General features: G+C 69.9%; 21 protein-coding genes. 13 read left to right on the top strand and 8 right to left on the bottom strand.

Translation table 11 applies throughout. The features are described from left to right. Nucleotides 1-43: 43 nt before the first annotated feature. A complete protein-coding gene (locus tag ACFQS9_RS20815; RefSeq protein WP_378408126.1) occupies nt 44-754 on the bottom strand; it encodes a helix-turn-helix transcriptional regulator in 711 nt (236 codons plus the stop codon). Nucleotides 755-926: 172 nt separating this feature from the next. Here ACFQS9_RS20815 and mptB point away from each other — a divergent pair, with 172 nt between their 5' ends. From mptB to ACFQS9_RS20785, 6 genes are all read left to right on the top strand, one after another. Further along, nucleotides 927-2,657 carry a polyprenol phosphomannose-dependent alpha 1,6 mannosyltransferase MptB gene (gene mptB, locus ACFQS9_RS20810; protein ID WP_378408329.1) on the top strand — a complete coding sequence of 577 codons (1,731 nt, stop codon included), beginning with the start codon at nt 927-929 and terminating at the stop codon, nt 2,655-2,657. Beyond that, nucleotides 2,654-3,598, top strand: coding sequence for an ABC transporter ATP-binding protein (locus ACFQS9_RS20805; RefSeq protein ID WP_378408124.1), 945 nt, complete (start codon nt 2,654-2,656; stop codon nt 3,596-3,598). Before mptB ends, ACFQS9_RS20805 begins: the two co-directional genes overlap by 4 nt. Next, on the top strand, nt 3,595-4,386 hold the full coding sequence (locus tag ACFQS9_RS20800) for an ABC transporter permease (RefSeq protein WP_378408122.1): 792 nt from the start codon (nt 3,595-3,597) through the stop codon (nt 4,384-4,386). Before ACFQS9_RS20805 ends, ACFQS9_RS20800 begins: the two co-directional genes overlap by 4 nt. Nucleotides 4,387-4,434: 48 nt before the next feature. Next, nucleotides 4,435-5,904 (top strand): hypothetical protein, encoded by a 1,470-nt coding sequence (locus tag ACFQS9_RS20795; protein ID WP_378408327.1) that lies wholly within the window; start codon nt 4,435-4,437, stop codon nt 5,902-5,904. A 51-nt stretch (nt 5,905-5,955) separates the two neighbouring features. Continuing rightward, a complete protein-coding gene (locus ACFQS9_RS20790) occupies nt 5,956-6,924 on the top strand; it encodes a COX15/CtaA family protein (RefSeq protein WP_378408120.1) in 969 nt (322 codons plus the stop codon). Between the two features lie 65 nt (nt 6,925-6,989). Continuing rightward, complete coding sequence (locus ACFQS9_RS20785; protein WP_378408118.1) at nt 6,990-7,631, top strand: class I SAM-dependent methyltransferase; 642 nt, start codon at nt 6,990-6,992, stop codon at nt 7,629-7,631. Between the two features lie 39 nt (nt 7,632-7,670). Here the strand turns inward: ACFQS9_RS20785 and ACFQS9_RS20780 are convergent, their stop codons facing one another. Continuing rightward, complete coding sequence (locus ACFQS9_RS20780; protein ID WP_378408116.1) at nt 7,671-8,036, bottom strand: hypothetical protein; 366 nt, start codon at nt 8,034-8,036, stop codon at nt 7,671-7,673. A 33-nt stretch (nt 8,037-8,069) separates the two neighbouring features. Here ACFQS9_RS20780 and ACFQS9_RS20775 point away from each other — a divergent pair, with 33 nt between their 5' ends. Next, the gene (locus ACFQS9_RS20775; RefSeq protein ID WP_378408114.1) at nt 8,070-9,035 is read left to right on the top strand and encodes a quinone oxidoreductase family protein; all 966 of its coding nucleotides are present in this window, start codon (nt 8,070-8,072) and stop codon (nt 9,033-9,035) included. A 2-nt stretch (nt 9,036-9,037) separates the two neighbouring features. On the opposite strand, the gene ACFQS9_RS20770 is transcribed toward ACFQS9_RS20775, so the two are convergent. The 4 genes from ACFQS9_RS20770 to ACFQS9_RS20755 all read right to left on the bottom strand — a co-directional run bounded on the left by ACFQS9_RS20770 (nt 9,038) and on the right by ACFQS9_RS20755 (nt 13,466). Beyond that, entirely contained in the window at nt 9,038-9,721 is a 684-nt protein-coding gene (locus ACFQS9_RS20770; RefSeq protein WP_378408112.1) for a TetR/AcrR family transcriptional regulator, read from the bottom strand. A gap of 25 nt (nt 9,722-9,746) precedes the next feature. Next, complete coding sequence (locus ACFQS9_RS20765) at nt 9,747-10,832, bottom strand: TIGR03857 family LLM class F420-dependent oxidoreductase (RefSeq protein WP_378408110.1); 1,086 nt, start codon at nt 10,830-10,832, stop codon at nt 9,747-9,749. Continuing rightward, the gene (locus ACFQS9_RS20760) at nt 10,829-11,911 is read right to left on the bottom strand and encodes a phosphotransferase family protein (RefSeq protein ID WP_378408109.1); all 1,083 of its coding nucleotides are present in this window, start codon (nt 11,909-11,911) and stop codon (nt 10,829-10,831) included. The genes ACFQS9_RS20765 and ACFQS9_RS20760 overlap by 4 nt, the downstream gene beginning before the upstream one ends. 571 nt (nt 11,912-12,482) lie before the next feature. Continuing rightward, complete coding sequence (locus tag ACFQS9_RS20755) at nt 12,483-13,466, bottom strand: heme o synthase (RefSeq protein ID WP_378408107.1); 984 nt, start codon at nt 13,464-13,466, stop codon at nt 12,483-12,485. 265 nt (nt 13,467-13,731) lie between these two features. On the opposite strand from ACFQS9_RS20755, the gene tkt reads away from it, so the two are divergent. From tkt to pgl, 5 genes are read left to right on the top strand one after another with little or no spacing between them, the layout of a single operon-like run. Continuing rightward, the gene (gene tkt, locus ACFQS9_RS20750) at nt 13,732-15,834 is read left to right on the top strand and encodes a transketolase (protein ID WP_378408105.1); all 2,103 of its coding nucleotides are present in this window, start codon (nt 13,732-13,734) and stop codon (nt 15,832-15,834) included. 5 nt (nt 15,835-15,839) lie between these two features. Then, the gene (gene tal, locus ACFQS9_RS20745) at nt 15,840-16,973 is read left to right on the top strand and encodes a transaldolase (RefSeq protein ID WP_378408103.1); all 1,134 of its coding nucleotides are present in this window, start codon (nt 15,840-15,842) and stop codon (nt 16,971-16,973) included. Then, a complete protein-coding gene (zwf, locus tag ACFQS9_RS20740; RefSeq protein ID WP_378408101.1) occupies nt 16,918-18,522 on the top strand; it encodes a glucose-6-phosphate dehydrogenase in 1,605 nt (534 codons plus the stop codon). The genes tal and zwf overlap by 56 nt, the downstream gene beginning before the upstream one ends. A 19-nt stretch (nt 18,523-18,541) precedes the next feature. Next, nucleotides 18,542-19,450: a glucose-6-phosphate dehydrogenase assembly protein OpcA gene (gene opcA, locus ACFQS9_RS20735; RefSeq protein ID WP_378408099.1), complete on the top strand. Its 909-nt coding sequence runs from the start codon at nt 18,542-18,544 to the stop codon at nt 19,448-19,450. Then, the gene (pgl, locus tag ACFQS9_RS20730) at nt 19,443-20,192 is read left to right on the top strand and encodes a 6-phosphogluconolactonase (RefSeq protein WP_378408097.1); all 750 of its coding nucleotides are present in this window, start codon (nt 19,443-19,445) and stop codon (nt 20,190-20,192) included. The genes opcA and pgl overlap by 8 nt, the downstream gene beginning before the upstream one ends. Before the next feature lie 291 nt (nt 20,193-20,483). Here the strand turns inward: pgl and ppc are convergent, their stop codons facing one another. After that, on the bottom strand, nt 20,484-23,300 hold the full coding sequence (gene ppc / locus ACFQS9_RS20725; RefSeq protein WP_378408095.1) for a phosphoenolpyruvate carboxylase: 2,817 nt from the start codon (nt 23,298-23,300) through the stop codon (nt 20,484-20,486). 111 nt (nt 23,301-23,411) lie between these two features. Beyond that, a complete protein-coding gene (gene secG / locus ACFQS9_RS20720) occupies nt 23,412-23,645 on the bottom strand; it encodes a preprotein translocase subunit SecG (protein ID WP_378408093.1) in 234 nt (77 codons plus the stop codon). Nucleotides 23,646-23,858: 213 nt separating this feature from the next. Here secG and ACFQS9_RS20715 point away from each other — a divergent pair, with 213 nt between their 5' ends. After that, on the top strand, nt 23,859-24,791 hold the full coding sequence (locus ACFQS9_RS20715) for a tyrosine-protein phosphatase (RefSeq protein WP_378408091.1): 933 nt from the start codon (nt 23,859-23,861) through the stop codon (nt 24,789-24,791). Nucleotides 24,792-24,833: the final 42 nt, after the last annotated feature.

Raw genomic sequence — 24,833 nt, 5'->3', positions numbered from 1 at the left:
TTGTTGCGTACCGGTGCGGGCTGGGCATCGGCGTGGGTGGTGCTTACTTCGGGGATTCGTCTGTCGACGAGCGAGGCTCGTCTGGTGGAGCTATCGGTACGTGGGTGGTGCAGGCGCAGTCACCGTTGGCGATGGTCGCCAGGCGCTGCACGTGGGTGCCGAGCAACTCGGCGAAGGCCTGCGTCTCCGCCTCGCACAGCTCGGGGAACTCCGAGGCGACGTGCGAGACCGGGCAGTGGTGCTGGCAGATCTGGACGCCGTTGCCCACCGGCCGGGTGGTGGCCGCGAAGCCTGCCGAGGTGAACGCGTCCGCGATGGCGTCGGCGGTGTTCGCCACCTCGCCAGGGGTGTGCGGGGCGACGGGATCGATGTCGGCGACGATCGTCTGGACCCGGCGGCGCGCGAACTCGACGATCGCCTCCTCACCGCCGACCTCGCGGAGGTGCCGCATGGCAGCACCGGCGAGATCGTCGTAGGAGTGACCGAGACGCGAACGGCCCGCGGCGGTCAGCTGGAACTGCTTCGCCGGGCGACCGCGGCCCTTGTGCTGCCAGCTCGCGGCGTTCGAGGAACGTGCCTCGCCCGCATCGATCAACGCCTCGAGGTGACGTCGGACACCCGCGGCGCTCAGACCGAGCTTCGCACCGATCTCGGGGGCCGTGATCGGGCCCTGTTCGAGCAGAAGCTGCACGACGGCGGCCCTGGTGTGCCCGTCATGGCTCACCACGGTCGCGGTCGGGGCACCACTGAGCACAGGCGAAACAGGTGCATGACCTGCGCCTTCACTCCGCGCGTCCCGAGCCGGTGCCGATTTCACAACACAAGTGTGACGGAATTATCCGAGCTGGTCCACCAAGGGTGCCCTGTATTACACCGCTACGCTGCCCCATGTGCCGCAGACCGACGACGCACCGGACTCCGGTGACATCCCCAGCGCCGGCCCGGCGACCCGATTCCGCGAACGGGCGGTGACGCTCGCCAAGCGAGGGCTGGGAATCGACGGCCCACACCACGGCTTCGAGGTGTCGAGCCTGCACGGCGACGAGGCGGAGGCCCCGGGACTCAACGAGCGCGAGACCGGTCAGCTGCGCGGGATCAGGCGTTTCGGCGCGACCGGGGCCGTCCTGATGGCGATCGGCGCGCTCGGGGCCGGCGCGCAGCCGGTGCTGCAGAACCCGGTCCAGGGTCTGCGGATCCTCGGCCTGCCCGCGCGGCTCGGTGCAACCGCGCTCACGCTGACCATGACCGGCAGCGTGATGGTGGTGCTCGCGTGGCTGCTGCTCGGCCGGTTCGCGATCGGCCGGTACCGGGCGGAGGGCGCCGCGCCACGACGGCTGACCCGCTCCCAGCTGGACCGCACCCTGCTGCTGTGGGTGATACCGCTCTCGATCGCACCGCCGATGTTCAGCAAGGACGTCTACTCGTATCTGGCGCAGAGCGAGATCACCGCCCGCGGACTCGACCCGTATGCGATCGGGCCCGCCCAGGCACTCGGCGTCGATCACGTTCTCACCAGGACGGTGCCGACGATCTGGCGCGACACCCCCGCCCCGTACGGACCGCTGTTCCTCTGGATCGGCCGCGGCATCTCCGCGCTGACCGGCGAGAACATCGTTGCCGGGATCTTCCTGCACCGACTGCTCGCGCTCGTGGGCGTCGCCCTGATCGTCTGGGCACTGCCCCGGCTGGCGCGCCGCTGCGGCGTCGCCAGCGTCACCGCCCTCTGGCTCGGCGCCGCCAACCCATTGCTGCTGTTCCACCTCGTCGCGGGGATCCACAACGAGGCCCTGATGCTCGGGCTCATGCTGGCCGGCATGGAGCTGGCGCTGCGCGCCGTCGAGAGCACCGACCCGATCCGATTCGAGCTCCCCGGCCGAACTCCGGGCAGCGCCAACCTGGCCTACCTGCTGGCCGGGTCCGGCCTGATCGCGCTGTCGGCGACCGTGAAGATCCCGTCGCTGCTGGCGCTCGGGTTCATCGGGATGGCGCTCGCGCGCCGGTGGGGGGCCACCGTCCGGTCGGTGCTGGCCGCCGCGGCCCTGCTGGCGGCGGTGACCGCGGTCGTCGTCCTCGCCGTCAGCCTGGCCAGCGGCCTCGGCTTCGGCTGGCTCTCCCCGGGCACGCTCGGCACCGCCAACGAGGTGCGCAGCTGGATGTCGCTGCCCACGCTGCTCGGCCTCGGCACCGGCCTGGCCGGGGTGTTCCTCGGCCTCGGCGACCACACCACCGCAGTACTCAATCTGACCCGGCCGATCGCCTCCTTCGCCGCGGCCGTCGTCGCGCTGCGGATGCTCGTCGCGGTGCTCGTCGGGCGCCTGCATCCCGTCGGTGCGCTCGGCGTGTCCCTCGGCGTGCTGGTCCTGCTCTTCCCTGTCGTTCAACCGTGGTACCTGCTGTGGGCGGTCATCCCGTTGGCCGCGTGGGCGACCCGTCCGGTCTTCCGCATCCCGGCGATCGTCTTCTCCTCCGCGGTCAGCCTGATCGTGATGCCCAACGGCGGCGAGTACCAGCCGTTCATGATCGTGCAGGCCGCGATCGCCACCATCACCGTGGTCGGGATCGCGATGGTCATCACGCGCGACCGGCTGCCGTGGCGGGCCGGGGCCGGGGCACCGACCGGTCCCCGACCGGCCGACGAATACGCTGAGACCCCGTGAGCTCTTCCGCGTCCGACTCGGCGCATCCAGTTCTCCGGCTCGACGGCGTGGTGAAAACCTTCGGCAGCGTCACCGCCGTCGACGGACTCGACCTGTCCCTGCACCGCGGCGAGGTGCTCGCCCTCCTGGGCCCCAACGGCGCGGGCAAGACCACCACCGTCGAGATGTGCGAGGGCTTCCTGCGCCCCGACAGCGGGTCTGTGCGGGTCTTCGACCTCGACCCGATCGTCGATTCCGGCGCCGTGCGCTCGCGCATCGGCGTCATGCTGCAGGGCGGCGGGGCCTACCCCGGATCCCGTGCGGGCGAGATGCTGAACCTGGTGGCCTCGTACTCGGCGGATCCCCTCGACCCCGACTGGCTGCTGCGCACCCTGGGCATGTCCGACGCGGTCCGCACGCCGTACCGCCGCCTCTCGGGCGGCCAACAGCAGCGACTCGCGCTGGCCTGCGCACTCGTCGGCCGACCCGAGCTGGTGTTCCTCGACGAACCGACCGCGGGTCTGGACGCGCAGGCCCGGCTCCTGGTGTGGGAACTGATCGACGCGCTGCGCCGGGACGGGGTCGCGGTGCTGCTCACCACGCACCTGATGGACGAGGCCGAGGCGCTCGCCGACCGGCTGATCATCATCGACCACGGCCGGATCGTCGCCGAGGGCACGCCGACCGAACTGACGCGCCACGGTTCCGCCGGGCAGCTCCGGTTCCTGGCACCCGAGAACCTGGACCTGACCGGGTTGCGCGCGGCGCTGCCCACCGGCTTCACCCCACGCGAGGTCTCCCCCGGCTCGTATCTGGTCGAGGGAGTCGTCGATCCCCAGGTGCTGGCGACCGTCACGGCGTGGTGCGCCGAGCTCGATGTGCTCGCCACCGAATTGCGGGTCGATCAACGCAGGCTCGAGGACGTCTTCCTCGACCTCACCGGACGGGATCTAAGGGGATGAACGTGCAAGACCGGCTCGCCGACAACAGGTTCGAGGCGGGGACCTTCGCCCCCGATCCCCGGCCGAGTGCCGCGCTGTCCATGCTGGCAGCCCAGACCCGGCTCGAGCTGACACTGCTGCTGCGCAACGGCGAGCAACTGCTGCTCACCATGTTCATCCCGATCACCCTGCTGATCGGGCTGTGCCTGCTGCCGGTCGGCGACCTCGGCGACCCCCGGGTCGACACCGTGCTGCCCGCCGTCATGATGGTGGCGATCATGTCCACCGCGTTCACCGGGCAGGCCATCGCCGTCGGCTTCGACCGACGCTACGGCGCCCTCAAGCGGCTCGGCGCCACGGCACTGCCGCGCTGGGGGATCATCGCGGGCAAGAGCGCCGCGGTCGTCATCGTGGTCGCCATGCAATCACTCATCCTCGGCGGCATCGGCCTTGCGCTCGGGTGGCGGCCGGGTGTGACCGACCTGCTGCTGGGCGCGCTGATCATCGCACTCGGGACCGTCACCTTCGCTTCGCTCGGACTGTTGCTCGGCGGCACCCTGCGCGCCGAGATCGTGCTCGCGCTGGCGAACGTCCTCTGGTTCGTGATGGCGGGCATCGGCTCCGTCGTGTTCGCCGACGACATCCCCGCACCGCTGCACACGGCCGCCCGGCTGATCCCGTCCGGAGCTCTCGCCGAGGCCCTGCAGCACGCGATCGGCGGATCGATCGACATGTTCGCGGTTGCGGTACTGGCGATCTGGGGTGCGGTCGCGGCGTGGCTGGCGACCCGGCTGTTCAAGTTCATCTGATTACGAATCACGCCGAAACGTATTCCGAATACCATGAGGCACGGCATCATGCAGGGCGTGCCGAAAACTCCGCTGCGCCTTGCCGCCTCGCTGACCGCCGCCGCCGCGCTCACCCTCGGGGGCGGGCTCGCCTCCGCCCAGCCCGCCTGGGGACCGCTCGCCCCGCCGAACCCGTTCCTCGGACCGGTCGGGACCTCCACGATGCACGGCGATGCCGGGTCGTCCGACGCGACCCCGCTCGCCGGGCCCGGCGCAGGAAAGCTCGGCGTGCAGTCCTATTCGCTGTTGGCCGCCTGCCCGACGCTGCTGCAGGGATCCGACCGCATGGTGGTGGCGCTGTGCACCGCGGTCCTCGGCCAGACACCCACCGTGCACCTCATCGACCCGGCGTCCGGCGGCTCCAAGGCGAAGCTGGAGCTGGCCAAGGGCAGCCTGCTCGGCGGCGTGTACGCGTACCTCGACAACGAGAACCGGCTCGTTGCCGTGGACGGGAACCGCAAGCTGCAGCGGATCGGCCACACCGCAGACAGCCTGTTCGTCGATGAGACGGTCGACCTGTCCGGCGCGGTCCCCGACGGCGACGCCGTCACCGGCCTGGTGCCCGACTGGCAGGGCAACGTCTGGTTCGCCACCGGCGGCGGTGTGATCGGGTCGGTGGACTCCTCCGGCGTGGCCCGCACCGTGCGGGTGCCGCAGGGCGAGCAGGTGCAGAACAGCATCTCCAGCTCCCCCGACGGCGTCTCGGTGGCGACTACGCACGCCCTGTACCAGCTCAGCCGCGGCGGGGACGGCACCCCGGAGATCGATTGGCGCCGCGCCTACGACCGCGGCTCGGCCCGCAAGCCCGGGCAGCTGAGCTGGGGAACCGGGTCGACACCCACCTACTTCGGCCCCGCCAGCGGCTACGAATACGTCGCGATGGTGGACAACGCAGACACCCGGGTGAACCTGCTGGTGCACCGCACCGACAACGGCGCGGAGGTGTGCAAGATCCCCGTGCTCGGGTCCGGCGGTCCCGGCAGCGAGAACTCGCCCATCGGGGTCGGCAACTCGGTGTTCGTGGCCGGCACGTACGGCTACCCCTACCCGAAGGTGCCCGAGGGTGCCGGGCCCGCGGTGCCCGCCTCCGCGCCCTTCGCGGGCGGCATGACTCGCGTCGACCTCGACGGCGCCGGCTGCCACCAGGTCTGGGACACGAACGTGCGCAGCTCCGCGGTGCCGCACCTGTCCACCGCCGACGGCAACCTGTACACGGTGCTGCGCGAGGGCACCGGTGGCCCACTGGACGGGTACACCTTCGCCGCCATCGATCCGGCCACCGGCGAGGTCCGCGGCCGCACCTCGATGCCCGGCACCACCGCCAACGACACCCTGCAGATGTCGGCGCTGATCAGCGCCGAGGGCGACTACTGGCAGGGCACGATCACCGGCATCCAGCGGGTCGGCCAGGGCGCCGGCTCCGGCAGCCTCGGTGGCGGCAGCCTCGACCTCGGCAGCTCCGGCAGCTCAGGCAGCTGACGGCCACACCCAACGACAGGCTGTAGTTGACGGGGCTCTACCATCGGAATCGTGCTGTATCGCGGGTTCGTGAGCCTCGTCAACCGTCTGCCGCTCCCCTCTCTGGCGGTGCAGAAATGGATCGCCATCGCGGTGATCCTCACCCAGGGGGGCATCGCCGTGACCGGCGCCGTCGTCCGGGTGACCGCGTCGGGCCTGGGCTGCACCACCTGGCCGCAGTGCCATCCCGGCAGCTTCGTGCCCACCGGGACGGCCACCGCGCCGTGGTTCCACCAGGCCATCGAGTTCGGTAACCGTCTGCTCACGTTCCTGGTCGTGGCCACGGCCGCGGCCGTCGTGCTCGCGGTGACCCGTGCCGCCCGCCGTCGCGAGGTGCTCTTCTACGCCTGGCTGATGCCGCTCTCGACCGTCGCGCAGGCCGTGATCGGCGGCATCACCGTGCTGACCGGCCTGCTGTGGTGGACCGTCGCGATACACCTGCTGGTGTCCATGGCGATGGTCTGGCTGGCGGTGATCCTGTTCCACAAGATCGACCAGCCGGACGACGGCGTCGAGGTGATCACACTCCCCCGGCAGCTCCGCTGGCTGACCGCACTGTCCGGCGTCGCGCTGGCGGGGACGCTCGTCGCGGGCACGATGGTGACCGGCGCGGGCCCGCACGCGGGCGACAAGAACCCCGAGCGCACGGTGGAGAGGCTCGGCCTCGACATCACCAATCTGGTGCACCTGCACGCCGAACTGCTGATCGCCTACCTGGCGCTGCTGGTGGGCCTGGGCTTCGGGTTGTACGCGGTCGGGGCCAGGGCCGCGGTGATCCTGCGCCTGAAGGTGGTCGTCGCGCTCGTCGTGGCCCAGGCCTGCGTCGGCCTGGTCCAGTTCTGGACCCATGTCCCCGCCGCGCTGGTCACCGTCCACGTGGCGCTGGCCGGCGCCTGCACGGCCGCGACCGCAGCGCTCTATGCCGCGGGCCGGATCCGCGAGCCCGCCGGCGTCGCACCGGAGCCGATCACCACCCGCTGACCCCACCACCGAGCGAGTCGGCGTGGGGCGCAAGCCGGGGCGGGATCGTCGGTAGCATTCGTCGCGTGAATCCACTTGCCACACGTGTGATGTCCACGGTCGCCGGTCAGCTCGGGAATCCGCATGGGTTTCTGGGCAAGGGGATTGCGATTCTGCTCAATCGCGGCAATCGATTTCTGATCGGCGAGGCGGTGGCCGGGAGTGCTGTTGCGCCGGCGGAGACGGCGGCTGACATCGGGTTCGGCGGGGGTGTCGGGCTGTCGCTGCTGCTGGACCGGGTCGGTGCCGGCGGCACCGTGATCGGGATCGAGATCTCTCCGGATATGTTGGCGCGCGCCAAATCTCGCCACACCGGCGAGATCGGCGCCGGGCGGTTGCGGATACTGGAAGGGTCGATGACGGCCTTGCCGCTTGCCGATGCGAGCGTGGATGTCGCCATCACCGCCAACACCATCTACTTTGTGCCGGAGCTGGATCAGGCATGCGCGGAGTTCGCGCGGGTGCTTCGCCCGGGCGGACGGATCGTCGTGGCTATCGGGGATCCGGGCGCTATGGCGGAAATGCCGTTCACGCAATTCGGTTTCCGGCTACGCCCGGTCGAGGAGGTCACCGCCGCACTGGAAAAGGCGGGGCTGACCGTCGAACAGCGGGTGGTGCGGCGCAAGCCGATCGACGGCCATCTGCTGATCGGCCGATCGCAACGCTGACCGGCCGATCAGGCCACCCGAAAGAAGTGCGTGCTGCGCTCAGCCGAGACCGTTGCGTGCCTTCGGGAATCGGGTCTGGTTTGCCACCCAGCCGGCCATCTTCCGCCAGTGCCCGACGCGCGGGGTGACGATGCTGGTGATGGCCCGCTCCCACTCGGAGACGGTCACGTTGTCGACGGCGGCCACGACTGCGTTCGCGGTGGCGAGGTCGTCGACCACCTGATCACCGAGGACGCCGTCGGCGCCGACGAGGGTGATCCGCACGCTGTCGAGACCGACCGGCTGGATCACCGCCGAGGCCGAACCGCCGTGCTCGGCGACGAACTTCTTCACCGCGGCGACGGTCCGCGGGGGCAGCGATACGGCCGGAGCGCTCGCGCCGGAGTCCTGGGTGTCCACAGTCATGGCGTCAGAATACTGGAGAGTAGAAATAGGGTCATGCGCGCAATCACCGTGACCGAGTTCGGCGGCCCAGAGGTACTCCGAATGTCCGAGACCCCCGACCCGGCGCCGGGCGATGCGGACCTGCTGGTCCGCACGGACGCGATCGGCGTGAACTACATCGACACCTACTACCGGACCGGCGCCTATGCCGTCGACCTGCCGTACGTCCCCGGCCTCGAGGGCAGCGGGGTCGTCGAGTCGGTCGGCTCGGCCGTGTCCGGGGTCCGGGTCGGTGACAGGGTGGCGTGGTCCTCCGCACCCGGCAGCTACGCGGAGAAGGTCGTGGTGCCCGCCGCGGTCGCGGTGCCGGTGCCCGACGGCGTCGAAGCACCCGTCGCCGCCTCGGTTCTGCTGCAGGGCATGACGGCGCACTACCTGATGAACTCGGTCTACTACGTCGAACCCGGCGACACCGTGCTGGTGCACGCCGGCGCGGGCGGGGTCGGCCTGGTGCTGACGCAGCTCGCGGTCGCGCGGGGCGCGCGCGTGATCACCACCGTCTCCTCGGACGAGAAGGAACTGCTGTCCCGGGAGGCGGGCGCCGCAGAGGTGCTGCGCTACACGGACGACCTCGCCCAGCGGGTGCGGGCGCTCACCGACGGCGAGGGCGTGGCCGCGGCGTTCGACGGCGTCGGGGCGGACACCTTCGAGGCCAGCCTCGCGTCGGTCCGGATCCGGGGCACGCTCGCGCTGTTCGGGGCGGCCAGTGGACCGGTGCCGCCGTTCGATCCGCAGCGGCTCAACCCGGCCGGCTCGCTGTTCCTGACCCGTCCGACCCTCGCGCACTACACCCGCGACCGCGACGAACTGCTGTGGCGCTCGGGCGAGGTGTTCGAGGCGATCCGGGACGGCTCCGTGAAGATCCGAGTCGGCGCGCGGTACCCGCTCGATCAGGCCGAGCAGGCGCACCGCGATCTGCAGGGCCGCCGCACCACCGGCTCGATCGTGCTGGTCCCCTGAGGTCAGGTCAGGAAGGCCACGAGGGCCTCGGCCAGCGTCCGGCGGGCGACATCGAGTTCTGACGTGAAGCCGAGCTGGCGCTCGTTGCTCAGGCCTCGCACGGCCGCCGGGAGCAGGCAGCGCACCTGGTACAGCTTGGTCGGGTCGAGGTCGAGGCCCTCCATCAAGTAGTCGAAGCCCTGAATCCAGTCGTGCTCGCGGGCGGCGAAGGCTGCTGCGGTCCGCGGGTACTCGGCGGCTATGTCCGACGGTCGCGGGGGCAGCCAGGTGCGCAGCGCGGTGAGCGCCCGTCCCTCGGTGGTGTCGAGGTAGGTCCACACCGAGTCGATGACTCCCTCGACCCGCTCCCGCAGCGAGCCGCTCCGTGCGGGCCACGGACCCGGGAGATCGACCCAGCTGCGGGCATGGATCTCGGTGACGACGGCGACCCACAGGCCGTCCAGGTCACCGAACTGGTGCTGGACCGTGCCCCAGGTGACGCCGGCCTCCTTGGCGATGCGGTTCGCGGAGACCGGCTCGCTGCCGCTGTCAGCCAGGCAGGCAATGGCCACATCGAGCAGCCGCGCCCGGGTCTCGAGGCCGCGCTTGTTCAGCCGTGTTCCGGCGGCCGACAGGGTGACCTGGGACGGAACCGCCACCCGCCACTGCTCCAGCGCCCGGGCTGCCTGTGGGGACTCGCTCGTCATGACGTGCACAACCTACCGGACCCGGTCAGGCGAACCGTCCCGCATTCGCCGCGACGGCCCTGCGCAGCGTCGGTCGATCGGCGCGGTATGCCGCCACGACGGGCGCGAGCTCCTGCGGGCTCGCCCCGTGCATGATGACCGAGTGCACGCCCAGGTCGAACTGCCGGGCGATGGTCTTCGCACAATCCTCGGGCGATCCCGAGGCCGCCGAAGCCAGCCATTCGTCCGGCATCATGGCGTCGAGCTGCTCCAGTGTCTCGACCGATGCACTGGCGTCGATGGGACCCGCGGCGGCCGCGTTCGTGAACAGCTCGGTCTGGCGTATCCGCTCCCACACGGCGGGGTCCCAGCCGTTGGCGCGGATCAGGACGTCGGCGTAGGCCTGCAGGTAGGTCACGAGCCGCCCGGCCCGGCGGCGCAGGCGGTCCTCCTCCGCCAGGGTGTCACTGACCGTCGCCAGACAGGCCCAGATGCGGACACTGTCGGGGTCCTTGCCCGCCCGTTCGGCACCGCGACGCACGGCCTCGACCGACGCGATCGTCGCCTCGTCCGAGAAGAAGGTGTGCAAGATGACGTAGTCGCAGATCTCGCCGGCGAGTTCCATCGTCTTGGGGCCGACCGCGACCATCCCGATCGGCGGCGCGTCCTCCAACCCGTTCACGTGGCGCAGCACCGGCCACTTCCCCGCCGGCCCGTCGTGATTCAGGATCGTCTCGCCGTCCCACAGCCGACGCAGGATGCCGATGAAGTCGCGCAGCCGGGCCTCGGTCACCACCGGAAGGCCGACGGCCTGCCAGTACGCGGCCATCCCCCGGCCGAACGCCATGGAGAAACGCCCTTCGGTCAGCGCGTGCATCGTCGATCCCACGGTCGCGGTGACGGTGGGGTGCCGGGTGTGGTGGTTGGTCGACGGGGCGATGCCGAGGCTGGTCGTGGCGCCGGCCAGCGCGCCGGACAGCACCGCGGCGTCCTTCACGGTGAAGCGCTCCCCGACGTGGCAGGAGCCCAGACCGAGCTCCTCCGCCGCGCGGGCCTCGGGCAGCAGCACCCGGGCGTCTGCAGGGTGCCGGGTCACGGCGTAGTAGCCGAGCTCGTTCAACTGCTCGCTCACGGGGCCACCACGTCCAGACTGTCGAGGAGGCTCTCGAGCAGCGGCCTGTGGTGCAGCAACGACTCGATGTCGTCGGGACGTTCGGCCTCCCCGAAGTGGATGGCTCGCGCCCCGGTGCGCAGGAACAGGATGCCCCAGCTGACCGCGCTGTGGACGTGATACCAGAGCAGGTCGCCGACCGGGGCGCCGGTGAGCTCGGTGTACCGGGCCACGATGTCCTCCTCGCGCATGAAGTCCGGCATGCCGGGCATGCCGAAGCGGGTGGTCATCGACTCGAAGACCCGATGCGCGAAGATCAGCCAGGACAGGTCGAGCTCGCGCGGGCCGATGCTCGCCATCTCCCAGTCCAGGACCCCGACCGGCTCGAAGTCGACGTACATCACGTTGCCGAGGCGAGCGTCACCCCAGGTCAGCACCGCCTCGGTGGTGTCGGGCAGGTTGGACTCGAGCCAGCTCAGACCGCGCTCGATCAGCGGCGAGCGCTCGAGGTCACGGACCGCGAACTCGTACCAGGCACGCGTGCGGGCGAGGTTGCGCTGCAACGCGGTGGCGCCGGGGTGCTTCGGGTCGAGGAAGGCGAAGGTCTCGTCCGCCGCCGGGATCGCATGCAGGCCCGCGAGAGCCTTCACCGTGCTGTCCTGCAGGCGCCGCTGATCCTCTGGCGACGCATCGAAGAGCCAGTTGCCGCCGAAATTGTACGGCATCACGTCGGGCGGGACGACGCCGGCGAGACGATCCATCAGGAAGAACGGCGTCCCCAGCACGTCACCCGACGGCTCCATGAAACCCACCCGCGGTACGGGGACGTCGCTCAGCTCGCCGATGATCCGCATCGTGTCGTACTGATCCTGCAGCGCGTAGCGCTCGAGGACCGGGAAGTCCTCGGCCGACGGAACGACTCGGGCCACATACTCGGCGGTGCGCTCCTCGCCGTCCTCCCGCCAGGACGCGTCGAAGACGAGGGTCTCGGAGGACATCCCGTTGGCGTCGATCCCCGAGTGCAGGGTGACGGTGGGCTCCGCCCCCGCGGGGAGCTTTGTCGCGAGCCATCCGGCCAAGGCGGCCGGCACGACGCTCATGTCCCGGCTCGTTCGCTGCATCTTCATGTCATCCGGCGGTACCGCGTGCGTCACATTTCCTCCCGAGAGTTATCTGCGTTACATCGACGACGCCAACATTCGGGCATGGGAAGACCATTGTCAATGAACCCTCTCAAAGATTGACGCCGCGTCGCACCCGCGAGCCCCATCAACCGTTGCTGCAGCGTAGGGACCTCGTTATCTCCATACGAAGTACAGAGATAGGGCTATACGCCGTAAGGAAACCCTGTCAGAGAGCGTGTTTGCAGGTCAGGGCGATTCCGCTCGCTCGGGCGCGCTGCCGCGACGGACGCCCGCCACCTACGTCCCGAGCACGAGCGAGCTCGTGGCTGGGGCGCGCGGCGGTGTCCTCGTGGGCCGACGACCTGTGGGCGTTCTACCTTCGGCAGGACGGCCTGCTCGTCGGGGCCGCCGCACTCAATCGGTCCCCATGTGGCCGTGGATCCACCTATTGCCCCGGCGTCGGAACAAGTCGAACCACGGGCCCGACGGGACAGTGGTTTCGACGAGACTCGGGAAAGGGTGCCGGGACGATGCGAGCGCCCCGCGATCAGCTGAAGAAGGAGCCGATCGTGTTCATGCCCAGCACCGAGTCGACCGCGAGCCCGCAGAACACCACGGCGAGGTAGTTGTTCGACTGCAGGAACAGGCGCAGCGGCCTCACCGGCTCGCCGCGGCGCACACCCGCGTACAGCTGGTGCGCCATCAGCAGGAACCAGGCGCCTGCGACCAGGGCGATGGCGGCGTAGACGACGCCGGCCGCGGGCACGAGGGCCAGCGTGGTCAGCACGGTCAGCCAGGTGTAGACGAGGATCTGCTTGGTGACGCGTTCCTCGGTCGCGATGACCGGGAGCATCGGCACGCCCGCCGCCTTGTAGTCCTCCTTGTAGCGCATGGCGAGCGCCCAGGTGTGCGGCGGCGTCCAGAAGAAGATGACCAGGAACAGCACGATCGGCTCCCAGCTGATCGAGCCGGTGACCGCGGCCCATCCGACCATCACCGGCATGCAGCCGGCGGCGCCGCCCCAGATCACGTTCTGCCAGGTCCGGCGCTTGAGCACCATCGTGTACACGAGCACGTAGAACGCGATGGTCAGCACGATCAGCACGGCCGCCAGCAGATTCGTCGCCCACCACAGCCACGCGAAGGACCCGGCGCCGAGGACGAGCCCGAAGACGAGCGCGTGCGAGGTCGGGACCGCCAGGCGGGCCAGCGGGCGGCGCGCGGTCCGCTTCATCACCTTGTCGATGTCCGCGTCGACCACGCAGTTGAGCGTGTTGGCGCTGGCCGCACCCATCCAGCCGCCGAACAGCGTGCTCAGGATGAGCGGGAAGTCGACGTTGCCGCGATCCGCGAGCAGCATCGCAGGGATGGTCGCGACGAGCAGCAGCTCGATCACCCGCGGCTTGGTCAGCGCGAGGTAGGCGAGAACCTTCCCGATCGCCCGACCCCAGAGGGTGTCGGGCCTGTTCACCTGGGCGGGCCCGGAGCCACCAGCGAGACCGTGTCCGCCATGCTCCACAATCCGCACCATTTCTCCTTGCGACACGCGAGTGACCACCTGATCCTGTCGCGCACCGCTGCGCGCCTGACTTCGCACTACTACACAAGATGGTAGACGGCAGGCTGAACAGATCCGAACCGCAGGTCGCACTAACACCGCTTCCAGCACAGACCACCCGGTCTCGACACGGCCCGTCGACCGATCGACCGGGATGCGCCCGAGCACTACTGTTGTCGCGGAACTACCCTTGGCGTTACCGCGTCGCCATACCCCCCATGTCAGGAGACTTCTGCTCGTGTCGATCACAGACGAGATCCGCGTCCTCACCCAGCCGGTGCACCCCACCGACTGGACGGAGCTAGACACCAAGGCCGTGGACACCGCCCGTGTCCTCGCCGCCGACGCCGTGCAGAAGGTGGGGAACGGTCACCCCGGCACCGCGATGAGCCTCGCGCCGCTGGCCTACACGCTGTTCCAGCGGATCATGCGGCACGACCCGGCGGACGCCGAGTGGGTCGGTCGCGACCGGTTCGTGCTGTCCTGTGGTCACAGCAGCCTCACCCTGTACCTGCAGCTCTACTTGTCGGGCTACGGCCTCGAGCTGTCCGACATCGAGGCGCTGCGCACCTGGGGTTCGCTGACCCCCGGCCACCCCGAGTACGGCCACACCGTCGGCGTCGAGATGACCACCGGCCCCCTCGGCCAGGGTCTGGCCTCGGCCGTCGGCATGGCGATGGCCGCGCGCCGCGAGCGCGGGCTGTTCGACCCGGACACCGCCGTGGGCGCGAGCCCGTTCGACCACAACGTCTACGTGATCGCGTCCGACGGTGACCTGCAGGAGGGTGTCACCTCCGAGGCCTCCTCGATCGCGGGCGTGCAGCAGCTCGGCAACCTGATCGTCTTCTACGACGACAACGAGATCTCCATCGAGCACGACACCGCGATCGCGTTCGGCGAGGACGTCGCCAAGCGCTACGAGGCATACGGCTGGCATGTGCAGCGCGTGGAGGGCGGCGAGAACGTCTCCGCGATGCTCGACGCCGTCGCGGCGGCCCAGTCCGTGACCGACAAGCCGTCGATCATCATCCTGCGCACCATCATCGGCTACCCCGCGCCGACCAAGATGAACACCGGCGACGTGCACGGCGCCGCGCTCGGCGCGGACGAGGTCGCGGGCGTCAAGAAGGCACTCGGGTTCGATCCCGAGAAGTCGTTCGAGGTCGACCCCGCCGCGCTGGCACACGCCCGCGAGGTCGCGGTCCGCGGTGCCGCCGCGCGTGCGGCCTGGGAGGCCGAGTTCGAGGCGTGGGCCGGGCGCGAGCCCGAGCGCAAGGCGCTCTTCGACCGCCTGCAGGCGGGCGAGTTCCCCGAGGGCTGGACGGACATCCTGCCGACCTGGGAGCCGGACGCCAAGGGCGCCGCCACCCGCAAGGCCTCGGCCAAGGTGCTCAACGCGCTCGGCCCGATCCTGCCCGAGCTCTGGGGCGGTTCGGCCGACCTGGCGGGCAGCAACAACACCACCATCGACGGCTCGGACTCGTTCGGCCCGCCGTCCATCTCGACGAAGGACTGGACCGCGCAGCCATACGGCCGCACCCTGCACTTCGGCATCCGCGAGCATGCGATGGGCTCGATCCTCAACGGCATCGCGCTGCACGGGCCGACCCGCCCGTACGGCGGCACCTTCATGGTGTTCAGCGACTACATGCGTCCGGCGGTCCGGCTCGCAGCGCTGATGAAGACGCCCGCCATCTACGTGTGGACGCACGATTCCATCGGTCTCGGCGAGGACGGCCCGACGCATCAGCCGATCGAGCACCTCGCCGCGCTGCGCGCGATCCCGAACCTCGCGGTGATCCGTCCGGGCGACGCCAACGAGACCGCGCACGCGTGGAAGACCGCCCTGGAGAACAAGACCGGACCGTCCGCGCTCGCGCTGACCCGCCAGGACATCCCGGTGCTCGAGGGCACCAAGGCGGGATCGGTCGAGGGCGTGGCCCGCGGCGCGTACGTCCTCGCCGAGGCGTCCACCGGCACCCCCGAGGTGATCCTGCTGGCCAGCGGTTCCGAGCTGTACCTCGCCGTCGAGGCCCGTGCGGCGCTCGAGGCGGAGGGCATCGGCACCCGGGTCGTCTCGGTCCCCTGCCTGGACTGGTTCCAGGAGCAGGACCAGGAGTACCGCGACTCGGTGCTGCCGCCCGCGGTCCGCGCCCGCGTCTCGGTCGAGGCGGGTATCGCGATGCCGTGGTACCGGATCATCGGCGACGCCGGTGAGTCCGTCTCCATCGAGCACTTCGGTGCGTCCGCCGATCACAAGACCCTGTTCCGCGAGTTCGGTTTCACGGCCGAGGCCGTCACCGCCGCGGCACGCCGCACCCTCGACCGAGTGAAGGGATGACCTCGATGAGCGAATCAGTACAGAACGCCAACCTCGCCGCGCTGTCGCGGGCCGGGGTCTCGGTGTGGCTCGACGACCTGTCCCGCGGCCGCCTCGAGTCCGGCAACCTCGCGGCACTGGTCCGGGAGAAGAGCGTCGTCGGTGTCACCACCAACCCGACGATCTTCCAGGGCGCCATCACCAAGGGTCACGAGTACACGATCCAGCTCAAGGAGCTCGCCGGCCGGGGCGCGAACGTGGATGACACGGTCCGCTCGCTGACCACCGATGACGTCCGCGACGCCTGCGACGTGCTGGCCCCGCAGTTCGAGGCCAGCGCGGGCGTGGACGGCCGCGTCTCCATCGAGGTCGATCCGCGGCTGGCCCACGAGACCGATGCCACGGTGGCCCAGGCCATCGAGCTGTGGAAGATCGTGGACCGGCCCAACCTGCTGATCAAGATCCCGGCCACGCTGGCGGGGCTGCCCGCGATCACCCGGGTGATCGCCGAGGGCATCAGCGTCAACGTCACGCTGATCTTCTCGGTGGAGCGGCACCGGGCCGTGATGGACGCCTACCTGGCCGGCCTCACCGCCGCGAAGGCCGCGGGTCACGACCTGTCCCAGATCCACTCGGTCGCCTCGTTCTTCGTCTCCCGGGTGGACTCGGAGATCGATGCCCGCCTCGAGGCCATCGGCACCGAGGAGGCGCTGGCCCTGCGCGGCAAGGCCGGGCTGGCCAACGCGCGGCTCGCCTATGCGGCCTACCAGGAGGTGTTCGAGGGTGGCAGCACCTTCGCCGGCCTGGCGACCGGGGGCGCCCGCGTGCAGCGTCCGCTGTGGGCGTCGACCGGCGTCAAGAACCCCGAGTACTCCGACACGCTCTACGTCACGGAGCTGGTCGCACCGAACACGGTGAACACCATGCCGGAGAAGACGATGGAGGCGGTGGCCGATCACGGCGTCATCGCCGGCGACACCATCACCGGGACCGCCGTGGCCTCGCAGCAGGTCTTCGACGCGCTGGCCGCGGCCGGCGTCTCGCTTCCCGAGGTGTTCGAGAAGCTGGAAACCGAAGGAGTCGACAAGTTCGAGGTCTCCTGGAATGAGCTGCTCGACGCCATTTCCGGGGAACTCGCGGCCGCGTCCGACAAGGGCTGACCCGGTGCCGGGCACGGGCTCCGGTCCGCGGTGGGACAACCCGCTTCGGGACGAGAGGGACAAACGACTACCGCGAATCGCGGGCCCGTGCGCGTTGGTGATCTTCGGCGTCACCGGCGACCTCGCGCGCAAGAAGCTGATGCCCGCGGTGTACGACCTGGCCAACCGGGGTCTGCTCCCACCCGGGTTCGCGCTGGTCGGCTTCGCCCGCAGGGACTGGGCGGCCGAGGACTTCGGGCAGGTCGTCCACGACGCGGTCAAGCAGCACTCCCGCACCCCCTTCCGCGAGGAGGTGTGGGAGCGGCTCGCCGAGGGAATCCGGTTCGTGCAGGGCAGCTTCGACGACGATGCGGCGTTCGTCGAGCTGACCAAGACCCTGACCGCGCTCGACGAGGAACGCGGCACCGGCGGCAATCACGCCTTCTACCTTGCTATTCCGCCTGCGGCGTTCCCGACCGTGTGCGAGCAGCTCTCGAAGTCCGGGCTGGCGCAGCCGGTGGAGGACCAGTGGCGCCGGGTGGTCATCGAGAAGCCGTTCGGGCACGACCTGGAGAGCGCCAAGGAGCTCAACGCCGTCGTCAACACGGTCTTCCCCGAGGACTCGGTGTTCCGCATCGATCACTACCTCGGCAAGGAGACGGTGCAGAACATCCTGGCGCTGCGGTTCGCGAACCAGCTGTTCGACCCGATCTGGAACGCGCACTACGTCGACCATGTCCAGATCACCATGGCCGAGGACATCGGGCTCGGCGGCCGGGCCGGCTACTACGACGGCATCGGCGCGGCCCGCGACGTGATCCAGAACCACCTGCTGCAGCTGCTGGCCTTCACCGCGATGGAGGAACCGGTCAGCTTCGAGCCGTCGGAGCTGCAGTCGGAGAAGATCAAGGTGCTCTCCGCGACCCGGCTCGCGGAACCGCTCGACGAGACCACCGCGCGCGGCCAGTACGCGGGCGGGTGGCAGGGCGGCCAACAGGTCGTCGGTCTGCTCGACGAGGAGGGTTTCTCGAAGAACTCCACCACGGAGACCTTCGCCGCGATCACCCTCGAGGTGGACACCCGCAGGTGGGCCGGCGTCCCGTTCTACCTCCGCACCGGGAAGAGGTTGGGCCGCAGGGTCACCGAGATCGCGGTGGTGTTCAAGCGGGCACCCCACCTGCCGTTCGACCGGACCATGACCGAGGAACTCGGCCAGAACGCGCTGGTGATCCGGGTGCAGCCCGACGAGGGCGTCACGATGCGGTTCGGTTCGAAGGTGCCCGGGTCCTCGATGGAGGTCCGCGACGTGAACATGGACTTCAGCTACGGCCAGGCGTTCACCGAGTCGTCCCCCGAGGCCTACGAGCGTCTGATTCTCGACGTGCTGCTCGGCGAGCCGTCGCTGTTCCCCGTCGACGCCGAGGTGGAGCTGTCCTGGAAGATCCTCGACCCGGTGCTCGAGCACTGGGCCGAGTCCGGCAAGCCCGAGCCGTACGAGGCGGGCACCTGGGGTCCGGCGTCGGCGCAGGAGATGCTCCGCCGCACCGGGCGTGAATGGAGAAGGCCGTGACGACTTTGGAGGCGCTCCAGTGATCATCGACATCCCCTCCACGACCACGGAGCAGATCAACAAGAAGCTCGTCGAGGTCCGGGAGACCGGCGGCGCCGTGACCCTCGGGCGGGTGCTGACCCTCGTCGTCTGCACTCGCGACAGCGAGAACGCCGAGGACGTCATCGACGCGGCCAACGAGGCCAGTCGCGAGCATCCGTGCCGGGTGATCGTGGTCGCGCGCGGCGACCGATCCGCAGCCACGCGGCTCGACGCGCAGATCCGGGTCGGCGGCGACGCGGGCGCGTCGGAGGTCGTGGTGCTGCGACTCCACGGTGAGCTCGCCGACCACGAGAGCAGCGTGGTGGTGCCCTTCCTGCTCCCCGACACCCCGGTCGTGGCCTGGTGGCCCGACAAGAGTCCGCCCTTCCCCGCACAGGATCCCGTGGGGCGTCTCGCGATTCGTCGCATCACGGATGCGACCGGCGCACCGGACCCGCTGTCGACGATCAAGTCGCGCCTGCAGTCCTACTCCCCCGGCGACACCGATCTGGCGTGGAGCCGAATCACCTACTGGCGGGCGTTGCTCACCTCCGCGCTGGACCAGCCGCCGTACGAGCGGATCGTCTCCGCGACGGTGTCCGGTATCCCGGAGGAGCCCGCGGTCGACATGATCGCCGGCTGGCTGGCCAGCCGCATCGACGGCCCCGTTCACCGGGAAGCCGGCAAGCTGAAGGTCGTGCTGCAGCGGGAGAACAGTTCGGTGACGCTCAGCAGGCCCCAGACCGGCAAGACCGCGACGCTGAGCCGTTCCGGCGCACCGGATTCGCTTGTCTCGCTTGCTCGTCGAGAGACCCGCGACTGCCTGGCCGAGGAACTGCGCCGCCTCGACCCGGACGAGATCTACCATGCGGCGCTCGCCGGGCTGACGAAGGTGACCTATGAGTGAGAACGTGAGCGTCCAGACCTACGCCGACTCCGACGAGTTGGTGACGGCCGCCGCCGCACAGTTCGTCGACGTCATCGTCGCCGCACAGGCCGAGCGCGGCGAGGCCGCGGTGGTGCTCACGGGCGGCGGGAACGGGATCGGCCTGCTGCGCAAGGTCCGCGAGAATCCCGGCGACGTCGACTGGACCAAGGTCGACTTCTACTGGGGCGACGAGCGATTCCTGCCGCGGGGTCATCCGGACCGCAACGAGGTGCAGGCGCACGAGGCGCTGCTCGATCACGTGCCGGTGACTCCGGCCCGCCTGCACCCGATGCCGTACGGCGACGGGCTGTACGCGGGTGACCCCGATGCCGCGGCCGTCGCGTACAGCCACCTGCTCAGCGCGCACGCCGGGTCGAACTCGATCCCCGAGTTCGACGTCCACCTGCTCGGCATGGGCGGTGAGGGTCACATCAATTCGCTGTTCCCGGACACCGACGCTGTCCGCGAGGACAAGCGGTTCGTCGTCGGGGTCACCGACTCCCCCAAGCCCCCCGCAGAGCGGGTCACCCTGACGCTGCCCGGCGTGCAGCGGGCGAAGCGCGTGTGGCTGCTGGTCGCCGGGGCGGACAAGGCCGAGGCCGTGGGCGCGGCGCTGCGGGGCGCGAGCCCCGAGGACATTCCGGCGGCGGGCGCCGTCGGCTCCGAGTCCACGATCTGGATGCTCGACGAGGCCGCGGCGGCGGACCTGCCCGCGAGCTGACGCTCAGCCCTCGTCCGGTTCGTCCTCCACGACGGGAGGGCGGACCGGATGTATCTCGGGCACACCCCACACCTCGCGCGAGCCGGTGGGCCGGCAGCCGGACCGGATCGCGGGACGCCGCCGCGATCGCTTGTCGATTCCCCCACGCCATGCTGCCTGCGCTCCTGTGCAGTCCGTCATCGCGGGACTCCCTCCTCGGCCTGTTGCGGCTGTTGGGGAGTTTGACGTGGCGTCGACGCGATCGGTTCCACCGTTAGGCCGGCTACCCAGTTCAGCGGGCCAGGTGCGTGACTACCCGCTGTTGCGCAGCGCCGTGGCCAAGCCGTTCATCGTCAGCTGGATGCCCCGGCGCACCAGGTCGCTGTCGTCGCCGGATCGGTACCGCCGCAGCAACTCCACCTGCAGGTGGTTCAGCGGCTCGAGGTACGGGAACCGGTTGTGCACCGACCTCCGCAACCCCGGGTTGTCCGCGAGCAGGTCGTCGTTGCCGGTGATCGCCCTGTACAGAGCGATCGTCCGCGCGTGCTCGGCGGTGATCTTGCCGAACACCCGCTCCCGCAGTTCCACGTCCGGCACCAGCTCCGCGTACCGCGCGGCCAGCCCCATGTCGGACTTCGCCATCACCATCGCCATGTTCGAGAGCACGGTGCGGAAGAACGGCCACCGCTCGTACAGCTCCGTCAGCCTCGCCAGGCGCGCCGGATCGTCACCGACCCACTCCTCGAAGGCCGTGCCCGTCCCGTACCACCCCGGCAGCATCACCCGGGACTGGCTCCAGGACAGCACCCACGGGATCGCGCGCAGGTCCGCTATCGACTTCGTGGCCTTCCGCGATGCCGGGCGGCTGCCGATGTTCAGCGCACCGATCTCCGCTACCGGCGTCGACGTGGTGAAGTACTCCACGAAGCCCGGCGTGTCGTGCACCAGGTCGGCGTAGGCGGTCCTGGCGGCCGCGGCCAGCTCGTCGAGTACCGCATAGGCGGGTCCCGCATCGGTGCCGAGGCCCTCGACATCCAGCAGCGTGGACTCGAGCGTCGCGGCGAGCAGTGTCTCCAGATTGCGGTGTGCCAGGCGCGGTTCGGCATACTTCGCCGCGATCACCTCGCCCTGCTCGGTGATCCGCAGTGACCCGGCCACCGCTCCCGGCGGCTGCGCCAGGATCGCCTCGTAGCTCGGTCCCCCGCCGCGCCCGACGGTACCGCCTCGACCGTGGAACAGCCGCAGCCGGATTCCCGCGGACCGCGACGCGGCCACGAGATCCAGCTCCGCCCGGTACAGCGCCCAGTTCGCGGCGAGGTAGCCACCGTCCTTGTTGGAGTCCGAGTAGCCGAGCATCACTTCCTGCCGCCCGCCCCTCGCGTCCAACAGTGCGCGGTACACCGGCACGTCCAGCACGGCGGTCAGGGTGGCCGCTCCGGCCTGCAGGTCCTCGATGGTCTCGAACAGTGGCACGATCCCGACCGGGCACGATGGCCCGGATCCCTGCGCACCCGGATCGAGCAGACCCACCTCCTTGAGCAGCACCGCCGCCTCCAGCATGTCGCTGACGGAGGTGCACATGCTGATGATGTAGTTCGGGATCGCTCCTGCACCAATGCTTTTCACGGCCCGAGCTCCGGCGGCCAGGATCGCCAGCTCGGATGTGGTCTGCTCGCCGAAGGTCGCACCGGGCCCCACCAGCGGCCGCCGTGTCCCCAGCTCGGCCGTCAACAATGCGACGCGATCCTGCTCGCGCAGGGACGAGTATTCCGGATGCACTCCCGCCCAGGCGAACAGCTCCGCGATCACCTGCTCGTGTATCTCCGAGTTCTGCCGCATGTCCAGCCCGGACAGGTGGAACCCGAACGCCTGCACCGATTCACGCATCGTCGCCAGGCGGTCCTCGGCCAGCAGTTCGTCGCCGTGTCCGCGCAGCGACGCGTCGATCACGTCGAGGTCGGCGAGCAACTCGGCCGGCGAATCGAACGGATCCAGACCGGGACTGTGCAGGGCGGATCGCGACAAGGCCACCTCGGCCTCGCCGAGAATGCAGAGCGCGGTGGCCGTCAGCCGCCCCCGGATCCCGCGCAGCGCGCGCCGATACGACTCGTCCGTCCGGAACGGCGAATCGTCGCCCGACGCATCGGCCAGGGCCCGCAGGGCCGCCGAGGCGTCGACCAGCCGATCCGACATGGACAGCTCTCGTTCGAGGGCCTCGAGCTCGCCGAGATGGTGCTCGAGCGCGGTGGCCGCGGCCCGGTGGGTGGCCCGATGCACCACCTCCGCCGTCACGAAGGGGTTCCCATCGCGGTCGCCGCCGATCCAGGACCCGGTCGTGAGCATCGGTTCGGCGAGCAGGCCGGCCTCCGGCCAGCGGCGCCGGAGTTCGGCGCGCAGCTGGGCGTTGATCCGCGGCACCACCTCGAACAGCGCCGCGTCGTAGTACCGCAGGCCCACCTCGATCTCGTCCTGGATCCGCAACCGCGACAGCCGGATCAGGGCGGTCTGCCACAGGGTGAGGATCTGTCTGCGCAGATCGCGGTCGACGTCCTCCAGTTCGCCCGGGTCCAGGTCCGTGCGCTCACGGAATCGCATCAGGTCGGTGATCCGGTGCTGGGTCTCGAAGACCGTGCGGCGCCTCGTCTCGGTCGGATGCGCGGTGATCACGGGCACCACCGACGCGCCCTCCAACACCCGCGCCACCGTCAACGGATCGAGTTGCGCCGCATCGAGTTTCCGGTAGGTCGCCGCGAGCGTGCTGTCCTGGGGCGGCTCGCCCGCCCGAACGTGGATCGCCCGGCGACGCTCGCGGTGCAGATCCTCCGCGAGGTTCGCCAGCAGCGCGAAATGACTGAACGCACGGATGACCGGGATCGCGACGCCCACCTCGACGTTCGCGAACAGGGCGGCCAGCTCGGCACGATCGATCTCGGATCGGCGTACCCGGAACGACTCGACCCGGGCGCGTTCGACCAGCTCGAAGACCTCGTCACCGGCCTGCTCACGGATGATCTGCCCGAGGATCCCGCCGAGCAGCCGGATGTCCTCGCGGAGTGGCTCGGTCGCCTCACGCGGAGGCTCGGCCGGCCTGTCTGGATTCGGACCCTCGTGCACGGGCGACGGGTTCATGGAACCAGTATCGGGGTCTTCGCCCCGCGACGGCAGGATCAGGGCTTCCCGATCAGCGTGTCGGACCCCGGACCGGGCCGCTCACCCGAGGCGTCACCATCCGGCCAGGTGTCAGCTGAACTTGATCTGGAGACCGATACCGAGAATCGCGATCAGCCAGATCACGGCCGTGAACACGGTGAGTCGGTCGAGATTCTTCTCGACCACGGTGGAGCCGGACAGGCTGGACTGCACGCCGCCACCGAACAGGCTGGACAGGCCGCCGCCCTTGCCGCGGTGCAGCAGCACCAGCAGGATCAGCAGCAGGCTGGTGATCACCAGCAGGATGTCCAGGAACAGTTCCATGTAATCTCCACGCCTTCGCTGACGGATACGGCCACAAGTCGCTTTAGCCTACCGTTCGACCACTCGCGGCCCCGTATCGGTCCGGTTGTGACCGGCCCAACACGAATTGTGACCGCTCAGCGGGAGGAACGGCCGTCAATCGAGACAAGCGCGCGCCCGCATGACTACCTTCGCCTCCCGACAGACCTCAATTATTCGATCGGAAGGTTCTTCATGACTCGACACGTATCCAGGATCGCGGGCGCGCTCGTCGTCACCAGCGCCGCGCTGCTCGTGAGCGTGGGCACCACCGGCATCGCGCAGGCCGAGCCGGCCATCCCGCCCGCCCTTGGTCAGCTGCTCGAGTCGGGCGCCGGCGGCCTGGGCAGCGTCGGCGCGGGCAAGACCGCCCCCGACGCGCCGCGGATGGCCAGCATTCCGAACTTCCGCGATGTCGCGGGCACCGGCGCCGGCTACGCAGGCGCGCACGGGAAGAACCTGAACAAGGGCGTCTTCTACCGCGCGGACGCCATCGTGCCGAAGGGCGCCGACGTCGCCACCCTCGACGGGCTCAAGCTGGCCGCCGTCTACGACCTGCGTTCCGACCAGGAGGTCCACGACAAGGCCGATATCGTCCCGGCGGGCGCCGAGTACATCCGCATCCCGATCCTGTCGGGCAACATCAACGAGATGGTCGGGAAGATCAAGTCCCCCGACGACGCTCGCCGGATGATGCAGGAGATGAACCAGGCCTTCGTCACCGGCGCGGCCGAGAAGGCGGGCTTCGCGCAGCTGCTCACCGGTCTCGCGAACACCAAGGGCCCGGCGGTCTACCACTGCACCGCCGGCAAGGACCGGACCGGCTGGACCTCGATGCTGCTGCAGAGCATCGCAGGCGCCAGCAACGAGACCATCCTGAGCGACTACCTGCTCACCAACGAGTACAACAAGGAGTGGGCCGCCAAGACCCGCGCCTACATCGCCTCCACCCAGGGCGAGCAGGTGGCCCTGCTGTTCGAGCCGCTGCTCGGCGTCGAGGCCAGCTACCTCCAGGCCGGCCTGGACAAGCTCAAGGCCGACTACGGCACCGTCGACAAGTACCTGACCGACGGCCTCGGCCTGGATCAGGCCACCCTCGGCAAGCTGAAGGCCAAGCTGCTCCGCTGATCTGACCCGAGAACGAACGCCGGTGGGCGCGCGGCCACAGCC

This window comes from Rhodococcus daqingensis, assembly GCF_042665615.1.
In the GTDB taxonomy this organism is placed as follows: Bacteria; Actinomycetota; Actinomycetes; order Mycobacteriales; family Mycobacteriaceae; genus Rhodococcus_G; species Rhodococcus_G daqingensis.
Note: the sequence above shows the minus strand (reverse complement) of the source record. Positions and strands in the feature narration are given on the sequence as shown.

What these genes read in the sequence shown, in the direction of transcription:
- ACFQS9_RS20795 (WP_378408327.1), top strand. Translation starts at nt 4,435, where the DNA reads ATGCAGGGCGTGCCGAAAACTCCGCTGCGCCTTGCCGCCTCGCTGACC.
- ACFQS9_RS20715 (WP_378408091.1), top strand. Translation starts at nt 23,859, where the DNA reads ATGACTCGACACGTATCCAGGATCGCGGGCGCGCTCGTCGTCACCAGC.
- pgl (WP_378408097.1), top strand. Translation starts at nt 19,443, where the DNA reads ATGAGTGAGAACGTGAGCGTCCAGACCTACGCCGACTCCGACGAGTTG.
- tal (WP_378408103.1), top strand. Translation starts at nt 15,840, where the DNA reads ATGAGCGAATCAGTACAGAACGCCAACCTCGCCGCGCTGTCGCGGGCC.
- zwf (WP_378408101.1), top strand. Translation starts at nt 16,918, where the DNA reads ATGAGCTGCTCGACGCCATTTCCGGGGAACTCGCGGCCGCGTCCGACA.
- ACFQS9_RS20775 (WP_378408114.1), top strand. Translation starts at nt 8,070, where the DNA reads ATGCGCGCAATCACCGTGACCGAGTTCGGCGGCCCAGAGGTACTCCGA.
- ACFQS9_RS20800 (WP_378408122.1), top strand. Translation starts at nt 3,595, where the DNA reads ATGAACGTGCAAGACCGGCTCGCCGACAACAGGTTCGAGGCGGGGACC.
- ppc (WP_378408095.1), bottom strand. Translation starts at nt 23,300, where the DNA reads ATGAACCCGTCGCCCGTGCACGAGGGTCCGAATCCAGACAGGCCGGCC.
- ACFQS9_RS20770 (WP_378408112.1), bottom strand. Translation starts at nt 9,721, where the DNA reads ATGACGAGCGAGTCCCCACAGGCAGCCCGGGCGCTGGAGCAGTGGCGG.
- secG (WP_378408093.1), bottom strand. Translation starts at nt 23,645, where the DNA reads ATGGAACTGTTCCTGGACATCCTGCTGGTGATCACCAGCCTGCTGCTG.
- ACFQS9_RS20760 (WP_378408109.1), bottom strand. Translation starts at nt 11,911, where the DNA reads ATGAGCGTCGTGCCGGCCGCCTTGGCCGGATGGCTCGCGACAAAGCTC.
- ACFQS9_RS20755 (WP_378408107.1), bottom strand. Translation starts at nt 13,466, where the DNA reads ATGGTGCGGATTGTGGAGCATGGCGGACACGGTCTCGCTGGTGGCTCC.
- ACFQS9_RS20780 (WP_378408116.1), bottom strand. Translation starts at nt 8,036, where the DNA reads ATGACTGTGGACACCCAGGACTCCGGCGCGAGCGCTCCGGCCGTATCG.